16 protein-coding genes are annotated in these 15,919 nt (G+C 73.7%); 8 read left to right on the top strand and 8 right to left on the bottom strand.

Going from position 1 to position 15,919, the window contains the following annotated elements; all coding sequences use genetic code 11:
• Positions 1 to 8: 8 nt before the first annotated feature.
• The gene (locus tag ABZY45_RS06870; protein ID WP_356736927.1) at positions 9 to 1,652 is read right to left on the bottom strand and encodes a DNA repair helicase XPB; all 1,644 of its coding nucleotides are present in this window, start codon (positions 1,650 to 1,652) and stop codon (positions 9 to 11) included.
• A gap of 226 nt (positions 1,653 to 1,878) precedes the next feature.
• On the opposite strand from ABZY45_RS06870, the gene ABZY45_RS06875 reads away from it, so the two are divergent.
• Both ABZY45_RS06875 and ABZY45_RS06880 read left to right on the top strand, forming a co-directional pair.
• Positions 1,879 to 2,664, top strand: a complete 786-nt coding sequence (locus ABZY45_RS06875) for a uracil-DNA glycosylase (RefSeq protein WP_356736929.1) — start codon at positions 1,879 to 1,881, stop codon at positions 2,662 to 2,664.
• 89 nt (positions 2,665 to 2,753) lie between these two features.
• Complete coding sequence (locus tag ABZY45_RS06880) at positions 2,754 to 3,560, top strand: hypothetical protein (protein ID WP_356736931.1); 807 nt, start codon at positions 2,754 to 2,756, stop codon at positions 3,558 to 3,560.
• A 91-nt stretch (positions 3,561 to 3,651) separates the two neighbouring features.
• Here ABZY45_RS06880 and ABZY45_RS06885 read toward each other — a convergent pair whose 3' ends face one another.
• Complete coding sequence (locus ABZY45_RS06885; protein ID WP_356736933.1) at positions 3,652 to 6,120, bottom strand: helicase C-terminal domain-containing protein; 2,469 nt, start codon at positions 6,118 to 6,120, stop codon at positions 3,652 to 3,654.
• A gap of 64 nt (positions 6,121 to 6,184) precedes the next feature.
• On the opposite strand from ABZY45_RS06885, the gene ABZY45_RS06890 reads away from it, so the two are divergent.
• The 3 genes from ABZY45_RS06890 to ABZY45_RS06900 are packed head-to-tail and all read left to right on the top strand — an operon-like array spanning position 6,185 to position 8,534.
• Positions 6,185 to 7,342, top strand: a complete 1,158-nt coding sequence (locus tag ABZY45_RS06890) for a hypothetical protein (RefSeq protein ID WP_356736935.1) — start codon at positions 6,185 to 6,187, stop codon at positions 7,340 to 7,342.
• 45 nt (positions 7,343 to 7,387) lie between these two features.
• The gene (locus ABZY45_RS06895) at positions 7,388 to 7,969 is read left to right on the top strand and encodes a sugar O-acetyltransferase (protein ID WP_356736937.1); all 582 of its coding nucleotides are present in this window, start codon (positions 7,388 to 7,390) and stop codon (positions 7,967 to 7,969) included.
• Between the two features lie 7 nt (positions 7,970 to 7,976).
• Positions 7,977 to 8,534, top strand: coding sequence for a TetR family transcriptional regulator (locus ABZY45_RS06900; protein ID WP_356736939.1), 558 nt, complete (start codon positions 7,977 to 7,979; stop codon positions 8,532 to 8,534).
• 160 nt (positions 8,535 to 8,694) lie between these two features.
• On the opposite strand, the gene ABZY45_RS06905 is transcribed toward ABZY45_RS06900, so the two are convergent.
• Positions 8,695 to 9,270: a hypothetical protein gene (locus ABZY45_RS06905; protein ID WP_356736941.1), complete on the bottom strand. Its 576-nt coding sequence runs from the start codon at positions 9,268 to 9,270 to the stop codon at positions 8,695 to 8,697.
• A 112-nt stretch (positions 9,271 to 9,382) separates the two neighbouring features.
• Between ABZY45_RS06905 and ABZY45_RS06910 the strand changes: the two genes are divergently transcribed.
• Positions 9,383 to 10,000 carry an HAD hydrolase-like protein gene (locus ABZY45_RS06910; protein ID WP_356736943.1) on the top strand — a complete coding sequence of 206 codons (618 nt, stop codon included), beginning with the start codon at positions 9,383 to 9,385 and terminating at the stop codon, positions 9,998 to 10,000.
• 148 nt (positions 10,001 to 10,148) lie between these two features.
• Here ABZY45_RS06910 and ABZY45_RS06915 read toward each other — a convergent pair whose 3' ends face one another.
• Entirely contained in the window at positions 10,149 to 10,385 is a 237-nt protein-coding gene (locus tag ABZY45_RS06915; protein WP_356736945.1) for a hypothetical protein, read from the bottom strand.
• Positions 10,386 to 10,550: 165 nt separating this feature from the next.
• Between ABZY45_RS06915 and ABZY45_RS06920 the strand changes: the two genes are divergently transcribed.
• Positions 10,551 to 10,934 (top strand): cold-shock protein, encoded by a 384-nt coding sequence (locus ABZY45_RS06920; RefSeq protein WP_145804395.1) that lies wholly within the window; start codon positions 10,551 to 10,553, stop codon positions 10,932 to 10,934.
• A 41-nt stretch (positions 10,935 to 10,975) separates the two neighbouring features.
• On the opposite strand, the gene ABZY45_RS06925 is transcribed toward ABZY45_RS06920, so the two are convergent.
• Genes ABZY45_RS06925 through ABZY45_RS06940 form a run of 4 tightly spaced genes read right to left on the bottom strand, consistent with a single transcriptional unit; the run spans position 10,976 to position 14,532 of the window.
• Entirely contained in the window at positions 10,976 to 11,881 is a 906-nt protein-coding gene (locus ABZY45_RS06925) for a 1,4-dihydroxy-6-naphthoate synthase (RefSeq protein ID WP_356736948.1), read from the bottom strand.
• Positions 11,853 to 12,566 carry a futalosine hydrolase gene (locus ABZY45_RS06930; protein WP_356736950.1) on the bottom strand — a complete coding sequence of 238 codons (714 nt, stop codon included), beginning with the start codon at positions 12,564 to 12,566 and terminating at the stop codon, positions 11,853 to 11,855. Before ABZY45_RS06930 ends, ABZY45_RS06925 begins: the two co-directional genes overlap by 29 nt.
• A gap of 25 nt (positions 12,567 to 12,591) precedes the next feature.
• Positions 12,592 to 13,074: a DUF2771 domain-containing protein gene (locus ABZY45_RS06935; protein ID WP_356736952.1), complete on the bottom strand. Its 483-nt coding sequence runs from the start codon at positions 13,072 to 13,074 to the stop codon at positions 12,592 to 12,594.
• A gap of 27 nt (positions 13,075 to 13,101) precedes the next feature.
• Positions 13,102 to 14,532, bottom strand: a complete 1,431-nt coding sequence (locus ABZY45_RS06940) for an MFS transporter (RefSeq protein ID WP_356736953.1) — start codon at positions 14,530 to 14,532, stop codon at positions 13,102 to 13,104.
• Positions 14,533 to 14,971: 439 nt separating this feature from the next.
• On the opposite strand from ABZY45_RS06940, the gene ABZY45_RS06945 reads away from it, so the two are divergent.
• Positions 14,972 to 15,904 (top strand): DUF3027 domain-containing protein, encoded by a 933-nt coding sequence (locus ABZY45_RS06945; protein ID WP_356736955.1) that lies wholly within the window; start codon positions 14,972 to 14,974, stop codon positions 15,902 to 15,904.
• Positions 15,905 to 15,919 lie beyond the last annotated feature (15 nt).

The following is a 15,919-nucleotide window of genomic DNA, read 5'->3' on the forward strand; positions in this document are numbered from 1 at the left end:
CGGAGCGGTCAGCTCTCCGTCAGGAGTTCGTCCGCGTCGACGATCCGGTAGGCGTACCCCTGCTCGGCCAGGAACCGCTGGCGGTGCGCCGCGAAGTCCTGGTCGATCGTGTCGCGCGCGACCACCGAGTAGAACCGGGCCTCGTGCCCGTCCGCCTTCGGCCGCAGCACCCGGCCGAGCCGCTGCGCCTCCTCCTGGCGCGAACCGAACGTCCCGGACACCTGGATGGCGACCGTCGCCTCCGGCAGGTCGATCGAGAAGTTCGCGACCTTGGACACCACCAGCACGCTGATCTCACCCTGGCGGAACGCCTCGAACAGCTTCTCGCGCTGCGCGTTGCTCGTCTCGCCCTTGATCACCGGGGCGTCCAGGTGCTCACCCAGCTCGTCGAGCTGGTCGATGTACTGCCCGATGACGAGGGTCTGCTCGCCCTGGTGCTTGCGTACGAGCGCCTCGGTGACCTTCCGCTTCGTCGCCGTCGTCGCGCAGAACCGGTACTTCTCCTCGGCCTCGGCCGTCGCGTACGCGAGGCGTTCGGTGTCCGTGAGATTCACCCGGACCTCGACGCAGTCGGCGGGCGCGATGTAGCCCTGCGCCTCGATCTCCTTCCACGGGGCGTCGAAGCGCTTGGGCCCGATGAGCGAGAAGACGTCCGACTCCCGGCCGTCCTCGCGCACGAGCGTCGCGGTGAGCCCGAGGCGGCGGCGGGCCTGGAGATCGGCGGTGAACTTGAAGACGGGCGCGGGCAGCAGATGCACCTCGTCGTAGATCACGAGCCCCCAGTCGCGGGAGTCGAACAGCTCCAGGTGCGGGTAGATCCCCTTACGGCGGGTGGTCAGCACCTGGTACGTGGCGATCGTGACCGGCCGGATCTCCTTGCGCGTACCGCTGTACTCGCCGATCTCGTCCTCGGTCAGCGAGGTCCGCTTCACCAGCTCGTGCTTCCACTGCCGCGCCGAGACCGTGTTGGTGACCAGGATCAGCGTGGTCGCCTTGGCCTCGGCCATCGCACCGGCCCCGACGAGGGTCTTGCCGGCGCCGCAGGGGAGCACGACGACACCCGAGCCGCCGTGCCAGAAGCCGTCGACGGCCTGCCGCTGGTACGGGCGCAGCGCCCAGCCGTCCTGGTCGAGATCGATCGGGTGCGCCTCGCCGTCGACGTATCCGGCGAGGTCCTCGGCCGGCCAGCCCAGCTTCAGCAGCGTCTGCTTGATCTGCCCGCGTTCGGAGGGGTGCACGGCCACGGTGTCCGGGTCGATGCGGGCCCCGACCAGCGGCTGGACCTTCTTCGAGCGGAGGATCTCCTCCAGCACCGGACGGTCGTTGGAGGTCAGGACGAGTCCGTGCACCGGGTGCTTGGACAGGGTGAGGCGGCCGTACCGCGCCATCGTCTCGGCGATGTCGACGAGGAGCGCGTGCGGCACGGGGTAACGGGAGTACTCCACGAGGGCGTCGACGACCTGCTCGGCGTCGTGCCCGGCCGCGCGGGCGTTCCACAGGCCCAGCGGGGTGACCCGGTAGGTGTGGATGTGCTCGGGCGCACGCTCCAGCTCGGCGAAGGGCGCGATGGCACGACGGCAGGCCTCCGCCTGGTCGTGGTCGACTTCGAGGAGCAGCGTCTTGTCACTCTGGACGATGAGGGGTCCGGGCACGCGCGTCAGCCCTTTCTGTTCTGCTTCTGCCCTGCTGCTGGGATCCGCCGCCGGGGACGGCCGTGAACGGCCAAACGTCCAGTGTGCCGCATCGGGGCCCGGACCGGGCGGCTACGTCGGCGGCATGAGCCGGAACCACCGGCGGGCACCGCGCGCGCAGGCCGCCGAAGGCCGCACACGTCGGCGCCGGACCGGCGGATCCGGGGCCGGGCCGTAGCGTGGAGGCATGGACGCGACGACGGCGGCAGGTCAGGTGCCGGGGCCCGGAGACCCGGGCTTCCCGGCCCACCACGCTCCCCGGTGCGCCGGGCTCGCCGAGCTGGACGCGCGGCTCACGGGGTGCCGGGCCTGCCCCCGGCTGGTCGCCTGGCGGGAGGAGGTCGCCCAGGTGAAGCGCGCGGCCTTCCAGGACCAGGAGTACTGGGGGCGTCCCGTCCCCGGCTTCGGGCCCCCGGACGCAGCCGTCGCGGTCGTCGGCCTCGCGCCCGCGGCGCACGGCGGGAACAGGACCGGCCGGATGTTCACGGGCGACGCGGCGGGCGACTTCCTCTTCACGGCCCTGCACACCGTGGGCCTCGCCTCGCGGCCCACCTCCGTCCACGCGGGGGACGGGCTGAGCCTGCGTGGCGTACGGCTCACGTCTCCCGTGCACTGCGCGCCCCCGGCCAACAGGCCCACTCCCGGCGAACGCGACACCTGCCGGGCCTGGCTGGCGGCCGAACTGGACCTCCTGAGCCCGGGTTTGCGTGCCGTGGTGGCCCTCGGCGGCTTCGGCTGGCAGGCGCTGCTGCCGGTGCTCGCCGACGCCGGATGGCAACTGCCCCGGCCACGCCCCGTCTTCGGCCACGGCGCGCACGTCGTCCTGCCCGCCACCGCGCGCAGGCCGGAGCTGCACCTGCTGGGCGCCTACCACCCGAGCCAGCGGAACACCTTCACGGGCCGGCTGACGATGCCGATGCTCGCGGGCGTGCTCCGCGAGGCCGCGACCGTGGCCGGGCTCCCCGCTTCCTGAACGCCCGGCCCTCGGCCGCCGGGTGGTCAGGACCGGCTGGTAGAACAGGAGGCCGCGCCGGCAGGTCGCCGGTCCGGGGGAGGACCTCCATGTCACAGCCGCCGCCCTGGCCGCCGCAGCAGCCGTACGGCGCCCAGCCGCCTGCCCAGCCGCCGTACGGTCAGCCGGGGACAGGGCTCGGGAATCCGTACGGTGGGCAGCCCGTGGAGGACAACCCCTACACCGCCCGGCAGCCCCCGCCCCCGCCGTACGGCACCTACCCGGCACCGCAGGCCCCGGGAACGCATCGGCAGGGCCCGGGAGCACATCCGCAGGCCCCGGGAACGCCTCCGCAGGCCCCGAAGCGGCGTACCGGGCTGATCGTGGGCGCCGCCGCTGCCGTGGTGCTCGTGGTGATCGGCGGCGGGGTGTGGTTCGCGGCCGGCAGCGGTGACGGTGAGGACGGCAAGGGACCGGTGGCGCAGGTGAGTCCGAGCGCGGTCTCACCCGAGCCGAGCGGGACGGACGAGACCGGGGAGAGCGGGGAGACGCCCGACGGGTCCCCCTCGGTCTCCGCCGCGCCCTCGGCCACCGGGACCGGCCTCCAGGCCGTGTGGCGGGCCGACGACTCCGCGATGATGCTCGCGCTGGGCGAGGAGTACCTCGACGAGCCGGCGCGGATCAACGCGATCCTCAGCGACGGCAAGGGCCTGGAGTGCGAGGGCCGGTGGCAGAAGGACGCGAGCGGCGACTTCCTGGAGGTGGCGCTGCTCTGCGAGCAGGACGGGGTGCGGGCCGAGGACAAGGACCGCGTCGGAAACCTCGAACAGACCGGGAACACCCTGGCCGTCGAGTGGAACAAGGGCGCGACCGGTACGGAGACCTACGAGCGCTTCCGGGACATGGAACCCGCCTGACCCCTCGATGCCGGACGCGCCCGACGCCCCTGAGCGTTGCGCGCCTGACTCCCCGTGGCCGGCCGCGCCCGACGCCCCGGAGCCGGCCGCGTCAGGCCGGCTCCTCGTCGGCGAGCTCCGCGACGCCCGTGATCCGGTGCAGCGGATACGTGCGGACCTCGTCGGCCGTGTGGTCGTACGCCGTGACGAAGCCGCCCTCGACCTTGACCGGGGCGATCACACGCTGGCTGGCCGCGCCGTCGGCGTTGACGTAACCGATCCAGACCGCCGATCCGGTCATCGCGGCGGCCTGCACCGTGGCCAGGGTCTCGGCGGGGGTGGTGCGGGGCAGGGAGCCCCCCGCGGTGGTGCCCGCCGGGGCGTCCTTGTGGACCACCGTGGCGGCCGTGTCGCCGGCCCTGATGGCCCGTACAGCGGCGGAGAGCAGGGTCGCGTCCGGGACCGGCGGGCCCTCGGGTACGGGGGCCGGAGGTGTCCGGGGCGGGGTGCGGTGCGCTCCCGCACGGGTGATCAGGACATCGCCCTCGGCCGACTCGGCGGCCGGGGCGTAACCCATCTCGCGCAGCCCTTCGAGCAGCGACCCAGGGTCGCTCTGGGCGGCCAGGACGGTCGGCGCGAGCCGGCGCAGCCGCAGGGTGGCCGAGCGCTTGTCGGCCAGGATCTCGTTGAGCACGGCTTCGTCGTCGCAGCGTACGTAGGCCGAGGCGGCGCCGATCCGCAGATGGCCGTGGCGTCTGGCGACGTCGTCGATGAGGTAGCTCAGCGGCTGCGGAACCGGTGTGCGGCTGTGCGTGGCGAGGAAGGCGTGCAGGTCGGACGCGGCCCGCCCGGCGTCGAGCGCGCGGCGCACGGAGCCGGGGGTGAAGCGGTAGACCGTCGCGCCGCCCTTGGACTCGATGTCGGCGAGCACGGAGAGCGTGTCGGCGAGCGGGCGTTCCAGCGGGCCGGGCGCGACCGCCGTCAGGTCTGCCTGGAGCAGCACGTGGTCCAGCGGCTCGGGGATGAGCGGGGCGAGCCGGGCGGCAGCCTCCCCGGGGTCCTCGTCGAGCAGCGCGCGGGCCTGGGAGGACAGGGCGCCGCGGCCGGTGACGCCGAGGAGTTCCGCCTCGTTGACCGTCCACAGCGCGAGCCGCGAGCGCAGGTCCGAGGCCTCGCCCGGCGGCGGAGCCTCACCGGGCCGGGACGTGCGCAGCGGCCTCTCCCAGCGGAGCCGGGCCAGCAGGGTCTGCGGATCGGGTGCCGTACCGGGCGGGAGCGAGGCGAACAGGGCCAGTACCCGGTGGCGCACCTCGGGCGCGGCCGAACGGTCCAGGTCCGGGCCCAGCGCCGACAGCGCCCGGCCCTTGGAGTCCTGCCCGCCGATCAGTCCCGCGGTACGGGTGGCGGCGAGCCAGGCGGTGGCCAGGTGGGTCCAGCGGTCCTGGGCGGGGAGGTCGAGCCACTCGTCGGACGCGGGCGTCGGCGCATAGCGCTCGTCGGTCTCGCCGTCGGACGCCAGCAGGCCCGCCGCGTAGGCGAGTTCGATCCAGAAGGCGGCGACGGGCTCGGACACGTCGAGTGAACTCGCGGCCCGCTTCAGCTCGCGCACGCTCAGGCCGCCCGCCCTGAGGATGGTCGGCCCGCCGTTGTTCCAGAGCTTCAGGAGTTCCTCGACGGTGGACAACGCCGTGAACGCCTGGCCCGCCGCGGCCCTGTCCACAGCCTGGGGATCGCGCTCGGCCGCCGCCACGAGCTCCGGCGGGACGGGCTCCGGCACCCGGTGGGCGCGGCCGGCCCGCAGATGCAGCGCGGCCTCGCGCGGCAGGACGACCGTGCGCGTCGACACGGGCAGCAACAGCCCGCGGTCGCGCAGCCATTGCACCGGCGGGGTGGGATTGGGGGTGACCTCGCCGTACGGAGGACCCCACACGAGCCGGTCGAGCACGGACAGCGCCTCCACCGGCGCGGTGTCCAGCAGCTCGGCCATCCGGGTCCGGTCGGTGAAGAGCCCGGCCAGCGCGGCGACGGCGGACACCGGGTCGTGGGTGGCGTGCAGCCCCGCCGCGGCCAGGATCTCCTGGAGCCGGCCCGGGGACATGCCGGCCGTGGCCTCGGCGACGGTCGGGCCGAGGCCGGTGGGGGAGGGGTGCTGCGGCGAGGGGGCCAGCAGCTCGCGCGCGGTGCGCACGAGGTGCAGCCGGGCGTCCTCGCCCCAGACGAGGGCCTGTTCGCGCAGGGTCGTCAGGGCGCCGGGCAGCGCGGCGGTGACGGCGGCACCCGCGTCGTCGCGCGCGTCGCCGTCGTCCTGTCCGTCACCGGTGAGGAGCGCGAGCAGCGTGTCGTACGGAGCCGGGTCCGGCGCCACGGCCAGCGCCTCCGCGGTCTGCAGGGCGAAGCGGTCGAGGTGCTCCAGCGCGCGCACCACGGAGGCGCGCGTACCGGCGCGCGTCGCCAGTTGCGTGATGTCGTTCGGTACGGGGCTGAGCAGGTCGGGGCGGGCACGCAGGAGCCCCGCCAGCGATTCGTCGCCCCGGGCGCGCAGAGCTTCGGCGAGCGTGCGCGGTGGTGTGGTCGTCCCCATCCGTCCCACGGTAGCCCCTGGAGCGCTACCGTCGGAGCAGGGCGGGTAGAGGGAGAACCATCGCGTGGGGATCGAGAGCGACCAGCTTGTCTTCGACTATCTCAGCCGGGTCGGTGACCTGGCGCAGCAGCAACAGCTGTCATCGGGCGCCCGGATGAGGCTCGTGGCGACCGTACGGGGCGAGATCGACCGGCAGCGCGGCACGGACGGTTCGGACTCTCCCGCGGCGGTCCGGCGCATCCTCGGCAGACTCGGCGCCCCGGACGAACTCGTCGCCGCGGCAGCCGAGTCGGGCGACGGCACGGTCCCGCTGCCGTCGCCGAGGGCAGGGGCCGGAAAGGCAGGGGCCGAAGGTCCGGCCACGGGCTCCGTTCCCCGGGCGCGGCGGGGACTGCTCCGCAAGGACGCGCCACGCAAGGACGCGCCACGCAAGGACGCGCCACGCAAGGACGCGTCTTCGGAGGCCGCCGGCGTGAAGCCGGAGGCGCCGGGTGAGGAGCGGGCCGCCGACTGGCCGTCCGCGTCGGCGCCGCACATGGCAGGGCTGGACCAGGCGCCGTCCGGAGGTGAGCCCGAGTGGTGGCGGATCGAGCCGGGGCCCTTCGGCGGCGAGGCCGGACAGGGCGTGGCGGGCCCAGGCACAGCCGTGCCGGGGTTCGTGGGCGGGCTGGAGAGCCCGGAGCTGTTCGGGATGCCGACCACGCCCAGGCCCCCTGGGCCGCGCGTCCCGGTGGAAGAGGACGGCGACGGGCCCGGAGCCACCGAGGCGAAGGAGGCGGCGCCCGAGCGGCCGGAGGGCGAGGACGGCGCGAAGGCGCGGCCCCGGTACAAGCTCCGGCTGCGGCGTCCCGGGCCCGCGGCGGCCGAGGGCGCCGGGAGGGTGCGGCTGTCGAACCCGCTGCTGCTGCTGGCCGCCGCGCTGCTGGTGGCCGGTGCGGTGCTCGGATCGTGGCTGGCGCTCGCGGGCGGCTGGCTGCTCGCCTACAGCTCGCGCAGGTTCTCGCGCGCGGAGGCGAAGTGGGTGGCCATGGGCCTGCCGGGCGTCGTGGTGGCCGGGGCCTTCGTCTGGCTGTGGGGCCGCATGGAGGGCCGCTGGGGCGCGCCCCTGGCCGCGGACGCGATGGGCGACGCGATGACGGAGGTCTGGCCGGTGGTGGTGCGGGTGGCCGCGGTGGCCTCGGCGCTCTACCTGGTGTGGCGGTCGCGGCGGCTGGCCGGGTGAGCGCAGGAGTGTACGTTCGTACATTCCAGGTGTACGATCGTACGCATGACGACGGACTACTTCGCTCAGGATCCGCGTACCAACCTGGAGCGCATGCGCGCGGGTGACCTCTACATCGCCGACGACCCGGAGATCGCCCGGCAGCAGCAGCGGGCGATGAAGCTCGCGGCGCGCTACCAGGCCACGTACACCGAGGACGCAGACCAGGCCCGGACGATTCTGGCCGAGCTGCTCGACTCGGTCGGCGAGGGCGTCGACCTGCGCCCGCCGCTGTTCGTCGACTACGGCAGCAACATCGCCATCGGCGCCCGTACCTTCGTCAACTACCACCTGACCGCGCTGGACGTCGCCCGGATCACGATCGGCGAGGACTGCCAGATCGGCCCCAACGTCCAGCTCCTCACGCCCACCCACCCGGTGGAGCCCGGCCCCCGGCGGGACAAGCTGGAGGCCGCCCTCCCCATCACCATCGGCGACAACGTCTGGCTCGGCGGCGGCGTCATCGTCTGCCCCGGAGTGACCATCGGTGACAACTCCGTGATCGGAGCCGGTGCCGTGGTCACCAAGGACATCCCGGCCGATGTCGTCGCCGTGGGCAGTCCCGCCCGCGTCGTGCGCGAGATCTGACCGCGTCATGGCCACCGGGCGCACGGATCCACAGCGTCGCGAGCGCATCATCGCCGCCACCCTGGACCACATCGCGGACGAGGGAGTCGCCGGCGTCTCCCACCGCAAGATCGCGCTGCGCGCGGATGTGCCGCTGGGGTCGATGACGTACCACTTCGGCGGCATGGACGATCTGCTGCGCGAGGCCTTCACCCGGTTCGCCGACCAGATCGTGGCCGTGTTCGAGCTGCACCTGGGCCGCGCGGGCACGCCCGACGAGGCCCGGGAGGCGGTCGTCGAGCTCATCCACCTGCTCTCCGAGGGGCCGCGCCGCGAGCTGGTCCTCACGCAGGAGCTCTACACGCTGGCCGCGCGACGCGACGAGTACCGCGAGCTCACCCACGCCTGGATGAACCGCAGCCGCCGCCTGCTGGAGCAGCACTTCGACCCGGACACCGCCCGTCAGCTGGACGCGCTGATCGAAGGGCTCGCCCTGCACCGGTCACTCGACACCGAGCCGCAGGACCGCGAGCTGACGCGGCTTGCGGTACGAAGGATGACCACGGTGGCCGAGCCCAGCGCCTGACGCACCCGATCCGGCGCCCGGCGCCTGACGCCCCCGACCCGGCGCCCGGCGCCACCCCCGACTGCCCGTGGGGTCCGGACCTGACCCCGGACCCCACGGGTTCTGCCTTCCCGCGCCGCCGGCGAGCCACCCGGTGGGCCGGTCACGGCACGCGGGCCGTTCACCTGCCGCCCGTGCCGCGTCCCCGGGCGCGCTCCTCGCGCCACGCCACCTGCTGGGCCGTCACGGGCGCCTCGATCCGGCAGACGTCGCCGACCCGCAGTTCTCCCGGGGTGCGGTGAGGGTCCTGGGCCCCGATGAAGGTGACGGCCGTCAGCGAACCGGGCTGCCAGAACGTCCGGAACCGCGGTGCGTTCGCCGCGGGCTCCGGGATCTCCACCAGCGGCACCCCGCGCCTGTCGAGAAGGCGCCGCAGCTTGTCGAAGGGCAGCCGGGGCGCGAACCTCCCGTACCGGGCCCGGAGCACCTCGCCCGGTGCGGTGCGGTCGCCGTGGACGAGCCGGTGCACCTGGAGGCTGAAGTGGTGCCCGGACCAGGGGTCACCGCCGGCGGCCCGGTGCCAGTGGAACTCCGCCAGCCCGTAGTCGCGGAACATCGCCCGCTTCCCGGCCCGGTTCTCGGCGAAGTCCGTCCCCATCACCTCGGCGACCCGGTCGGGGGAGTCGGCAGGGCGCAGGCCGAGCACGGTGCCGGTGCGCACGGCATCGACGTAGAACGCCAGGGAGTACGGGGTCAAGGCGCGGTCCTCGGTCGGGGCGGCGGAGCCGTCCGCCGGGGCGGAGGACGGTGAGCCCGCCCTGCGGGGGCGGCCCGGTCGGCCCCGCAGGGGCAGTCGGCACAATGGTTCCATGCCTTCACACACCCTGACGGTCGGCTTCGACCTGGACATGACGCTCATCGACTCCCGGCCCGGCATCAAAGCCGCCTACGAGACGCTGGCCTCCGAGACGGGTGTGTACATCGACACCGACCTGGTCGTCAGCCGGCTCGGGCCGCCGCTGGAGGAGGAGATGGCCAACTGGTTCCCCGCCGACGCGGTCGCGGAGGCCTGCGACCGGTACCGCGCGCTCTACCCGGACGAGGCCATCGCGCCGACGACCGCGCTCCCCGGCGCCCGGGAGGCGGTCGAGGCCGTCCAGGCGCTCGGCGGCCGGGCGATGGTCGTCACCGCGAAGTACGAGCCGAACGCCAAGCTCCACCTGGCACACCTCGGCATCGGGGCGGACGTGCTGATCGGCGGACTCTGGGCCGAGGGCAAGGCGGAGGCGCTCCTCGAATACGGCGCGGGAATCTACGTCGGCGACCACACCGGGGACGTGCGGGGCGCGCACGCCGCGAACGCCATGTCGGTCGGCGTCGTCACCGGCCCGTGCGGCGAGGAGGAGCTGCGGGCGGCCGGAGCCGAGGTGATCCTGCCGGACCTCACCGCCTTCCCCGCCTGGCTGCGGAGCCACACGGGAGCCTGACAGGGTGCAGTGCCGCCCGCCCTCGGGGCCTGGGCGGCGCGGACCGCTTCCGAGCAGCGGATTCGCGCCATTGTCGGGCCCCTGCCCGACCACTCGACGGCGGCGGTCGGCATGGGCGCCCCGGCGCAGCCGTGGCCGGGGCGGGCGGCTACCGCGCGGCGGCGCGCTTCGGGGAGTTCTTCCACACCGAGCGGACCACCCCCGCGGCGGCGATCAGGAAGCCCACGCCCATCAGCATGCACACCGCGTAGGCGACGGACGGGAACGGTTCGGTGCCCAGGAACAGTGGGGCCACGGTGACCAGAGTGGCCACCGCGCCGACGAAGAAGACGATCGCGCCGACCTGTACGAGCCGGTCGCCTGCGCCTGAAGGAGTAGTACTCACCCGGCCAGGGTAGTTCCCAGCTCGGCGGAACCGTCCGGCGACGTCTTGTGTCCGGCCTCCGGGCCATTAGCCTGGGACCTGGCGGGTCGGTGACCCGCTGTACTGCTATCCGGAGCCGTATGGCGGCTCTCCCGCGCACCGACGAGTACGAGGACGAGGACAGACGTGCCCACGGGTAAGGTCAAATGGTTCAATCCGGAAAAAGGCTTCGGCTTTCTTTCGCGCGACGACGGCGCCGACGTCTTCGTCCACTCCTCGGTGCTCCCGGCAGGCGTCGACGCCCTCAAGCCCGGTCAGCGCGTCGAGTTCGGTGTGGTCGCCGGCCAGCGCGGTGACCAGGCGCTCTCCGTGGTGATCCTCGACCCCACCCCGTCCGTCGCCGCCGCGCAGCGGCGCAGGCCGGACGAGCTGGCCTCGATCGTGCAGGACCTGACGACGGTGCTGGAGAACATCACGCCGATGCTGGAGCGTGGCCGCTACCCCGACAAGGCCGCGGGCGCGAAGATCGCGGGCCTGCTCAGGGCCGTCGCCGACCAGCTCGACGTCTGAGCCACGCCGCCGGGCCCGCCCCACCGGGCGGGCCCGAAGGGTCAGCCGGCGGTGAACGACAGCGCGTCGGGGGCCAGCGGGGGGACGAGCCCCTCGGCCGCCGCGCGGGTCAGCAGGCCGCGGATCGCCGCGTAACCGTGCTCACCGAGGTCCGCGGTGAATTCGTTGACGTACAGCCCGATGTGCTGGTCGGCCACGGCCGGATCCATCTCCTGCGCGTGCTCCAGGACGTACGGCCGGGAGCGCTCCGGGTCGTCCCAGGCCATCCGCACCGACGTACGGACCGACTCCGCGAGCAGCTTCAGCGTCTCCTCGCCCAGCGAGCGCTTGGCGATGATCGCGCCCAGCGGGATCGGCAGGCCGGTGGTCGTCTCCCAGTGCTCGCCCATGTCCGCGAGGCTGTGCAGTCCGTAGTTCCGGTACGTGAAGCGGGCCTCGTGGATCACGAGCCCCGCGTCCACCCGGCCGTCACGCACCGCGGGCATGATCTCGTCGAAGGGCATCACGACGATCTCGCCGACGCCGCCCGGGACGGTCTCGGCCGCCCAGAGCCGGAACAGCAGATACGCGGTGGAGCGCTCGCTCGGTACCGCGACGGTCTTCCCCGTCAGGTCCGTGCCCGGCTCCCTGGTGAGGACGAGGGGCCCGCAGCCGCGCCCCAGCGCGCCGCCGCACGGCAGCAGCGCGTACTCCTCCAGCACCCACGGCAGGACGGCGTACGACACCTTCAGCACGTCGAACTCGCCGCGCTCGGCCATGCCGTTGGTGAGGTCGATGTCGGCGAAGGTGACGTCGAGGGCCGGTGCGCCGGGGACCCTTCCGTGCGCCCAGGCGTCGAAGACGAAGGTGTCGTTCGGGCACGGCGAGAAGGCGATCCGCAGGGCCGGGTGGGCCGCGTCGGCGGATCCGGCCGCGGTGTCAGTCAGGGTGTCGGTCGTGTCGGTCATGCCGGTTCCAACTTTCCACTACAGGTGCGATCTTCCCGAACGCCTCGGTGAGCGCTGCCAGGGCGTCCCCGATCCGCCACGCCGCGCGGTCGCGCGGCCCCACGGTGTTCGAGACGGCCCGGAGCTCCAGGGCCGGCACTCCGAGCCCGGCGGCGGCCTCCGCCACGCCGAAGCCCTCCATGGCCTCGGCCGCGGCGCCGGGGTGGGCGGCCAGCAGCTCGGCGGTGCGCGCGGCACTGCCCGTCGCGGTGGAGACGGTGAGCACGGGGCCCGGCACGGCGCCGGTGGCCGCCGCCACGTCCTGTACGAGGGATCCGGGCGGCAGGAAGGTGTCCCTGCCGAAGCCGAGACCGGTGACGGGCACGAAGCCGTCCGGGGTCTCGGCGCCCAGGTCCGCGGCGACGATGTCCGTCGCCACGACGAGGGAGCCGACGGGTGAGGCGGGCGCGAAACCGCCGCCGATCCCGGCCGAGACGACGAGTGCGTACGGCTCGGAGGCGGCGGCGAGGGCGAAGGCGGTCACGGCCGCCGCAGCGGCCGGGCCGGCGCCACCCGCGACGACGTCGAACGGCCCGGCGCCGTGCAGCTGCGCGCCGGGCACCTCACGGACCTCCGGCTCACCGCCGAACGCACGCGTGACCGCGTCCCGTTCGGCCGGGACAGCGGTCACGACAAGCACCCGCACAGCGGTGGTCCTCGCGGTCAGGGGGTCAGGAGGTCTTCTTGAGCTGGAAGTGCCAGATGCCCGTGAGCTTCTGGCCCTTGGTCTCGACGATGCTGACCTGCGTCTTGTCCGCCGTGGTCTCGCCGGTCTGGCTCGCGAAGAAGGCGCTGCCCTGGATCGAGCGGTAGGTCTTCTTGTACGGCTCCTGCTCGGCCTGCTGGCCGTTGATGAAGAGCGTCCAGCCCTTCTCCGCGACCTCCGGGTCGACGCCGAAGCGGACCTTGTCGTCCATCGCGACCTTGACGGACTTCTCCGCCTTCTTGTTGAGGCAGCCCTGGATCTCGGACTCCTTGAGGGCCTTGCCGTCGTTGTAGCAGGCGGCCTCGGTGCTCACCGAGGTGTCGCCGACCGTCACGGTGGCGAGCGGCGTCGGCTTGTCGCAGGCGGACAGGACAAGGAGTCCCGCGGACACGGCACCGAGAGCGACGCCGATTCGACGGCCCTTACCGGAGAAGAACGCAACGGTCATGCGCCGAAGGTTATCGGTCGGTGCCGCTCACGCCACGCGGGGGTGCGGTGTGCCGCGCCGTGCGGCCCCCAGGAGGCCCCGTACGGAGGCCCCGGCGCCGAGGGCGAGGATGCCGGCGGCGACGGCCATGCCGAGTACGCCGTTGAGGGGGAGCGCGATGCCGATCGCGCCGCCGGCCACCCAGGACATCTGGAGCAGCGTCTCCGACCGGGCGAAGGCCGAGGTGCGCACCTCCTCCGGCACGTCCCGCTGGATCATCGCGTCCAGCGACAGCTTCGACAGGGCCTGGGTGAAGCCGGCGACCCCGGCCAGGGCGGCGACCATCACCGTGCTGAAGAACACCGCCGCGAGCACGGCCGCCGCCAGGGCGAGGCCCAGCACCGTCGCGACGATCACCTCGGGGCCGCGCGCCCTGAGCCATGAGCCCACCGCCGTCCCGCAGGCGTTCCCGGTGCCCGCCGCGACGCCCACGATGCCGAGGGAGACGGCGGCGCTCTGGCCCGCGAGCGGGTGCTCCCGCAGCAGGAAGGCCAGGAAGAAGATCAGGAACCCGGAGAGAGCGCGGTGCGAGGCGTTGGCCTGGAGGCCGTGCAGGACGGAGGGGCCGACGGAACGCAGTCCGGGAGGCTTCTCCCGTCCGTTCTTGCTGGTGGTCCGGGTGCTGCCGCTCCGGCCCCCATTGCGGACGGCGGGGGCGGGCGGGCGGATCGCCTCCTCGTGCGGCAGGACCAGGCGCGCCTTGCGCTCACCCTTCGCGGAGTCGACCTTGTGCGGCAGCGTGAAGGCGAGGACGGTCCCGCCGAGGAAGATCGCGCAGGCGCCGTAGAGCGGCCACGGGGAGCCGACGGTCTGGAGCCCCGCGCCGATCGGCGCCGCGATGCCGGTCGCCAGCAGCCCTGCCAGGGTGACCCGGGAATTGGCCTTCACCAGGGAGAAGCGGGGTGGCAGAAGACGGGGCACGACGGCGCTGCGCACGACCCCGTACGCCTTCGAGCAGACCAGGACCGCGAGGGCGGCCGGATAGAGCTCCAGGCCGCCCGTGGCCACCGCGGACGACATCGTGATCGCGAGCACCGCACGGGCGAACATCGCACCCGCCATCGCGGCCCGCCGCCCGTGCGGCAGCCGGTCCAGGAGTGGGCCCACCACCGGGGCGAGCAGGGTGAAGGGGGCCATCGTGATGGCCAGGTAGAGGGCGACGCGCCCGCGCGCCTCGTCGGTGGGTACGGAGAAGAAGACCGTGGAGGCGAGCGCCACGGTGATCATGACGTCACCGGCGCCGTTCACCGCGTGCAGCTCGATGAGCTTGCCGAGACCGGACTCGCCCGCGCCATGGGCGTGGGTCGCCTTGCGGATCCCCCGGGCGGTACCCGTGAACGGAGCGCGCAGGGCACGGCCCATCGCCCGGCCCGCCCTGCGGAGCGGGCCGGATCCGTCGGACGACCTGGCGGTGGCCACGGGGTCATAGTGCCCCACCCCCTGGCGTCACGAACCCAAGATCGGGCGGGACGCGGCGGCCGACGCTCCGTCGGGTGAGTCAGCATCGGTCCGGAAATGGCTTGGATCCGACAGGGATCCGTCGTGAATCCGAGCCGCTCCGGCCATGGATCCGACCCTTTCCGAACCCGTTACGGTCCTGTTTGGGACGGGCAGGTGGGCGCCGGGCGGCGGAGAGGGTAGCGTGCACTCACGCGCCACCGGCGGTTGTTCTTGGCCGCGCGCCTCTCCGCGATCCCGCAGAATGGGTGGCAGAAGGCGCGCCCGAGGCAGGCACTACGGGTGTGGACGTCGACGCGGCCCCCAGGTCCGCTCCGCTCACATCCGTCTTGGCCGAAATCGGACATCGATGGAGCCGCTGGCGCGCTCGTGAGACGGCGTATGGAGAGAAGCGAGACCTGTGAGTGCTGCGACGACGCGAAGCCGTACGGCCCGTACCCCCGCCCCCGACCGTCTGTGCGCCGAGGCGGTAGACCTCGCCCGCGCGGCGGCGGAGGAAGCTGCCGCGCCCGGGGTGGTCGGTGAACACGTGGCCCTGGTCTCCGAAGGGGACCGGGTCGTCACGCACTACTTCGAGTCCAAGGAGCCCGGCTACCGGGGCTGGCGCTGGGCGGTGACGGTCGCCAGGGCGTCCCGCGCCAAGAACGTCACCCTTGACGAAACGGTGCTGCTCCCCGGGCCCGACGCGCTCCTCGCCCCGGAGTGGGTGCCCTGGAGCGAGCGGCTGAGGCCCGGCGACATGGGCCCCGGCGACCTCCTGCCCACCGAGGCGGAGGACCCGCGTCTGGAGCCGGGCTGGACCGGCGAGGACGAGCCCCTGCCGAACTCCGCCGTCTCCGAGGTGTCGCAGGAGCTGGCCGCCCTCGCCGACGCGGAGGACGCGGAGCTGACCACGCTGCCCGCGACGAGCCGCGGCTCGATCGCCTCGGTCGCCGAGGAGCTCGGCACGCGCCGTGCCCGGGTGCTGTCCCGGTACGGGCTGCGGGTGGCCGCGGACCGCTGGGACGAGGAGTTCGGCGCGAAGACCCCCATGGCGCAGGCGGCCCCAGCCTCGTGCGTGACCTGTGCGTTCCTCGTCCCGATGGCCGGCTCGCTGAAACAGGCCTTCGGGGTCTGCGCGAACGAGTTCGCCCCGGCGGACGGCCGTGTGGTCTCCCTCTCCTACGGATGCGGGGGGCACTCCGAGGCCGCGGTCATGCCGAAGCCGCCGAAGCCGCTGCCGCACGCGCTGGACACCATGCAGGTGGACGACTACCCGCTGCGCCCCTCGGACGACTCCGGTTCGGTCCCGTCCCAGCCGGACGGTCTGACGGAGGACCTGGGCCACTCCTGACGCTCCCGCCCGGCC

The sequence above is a fragment of the Streptomyces sp. NPDC006516 genome (assembly GCF_040611875.1).
Classification (GTDB): Bacteria; Actinomycetota; Actinomycetes; order Streptomycetales; family Streptomycetaceae; genus Streptomyces.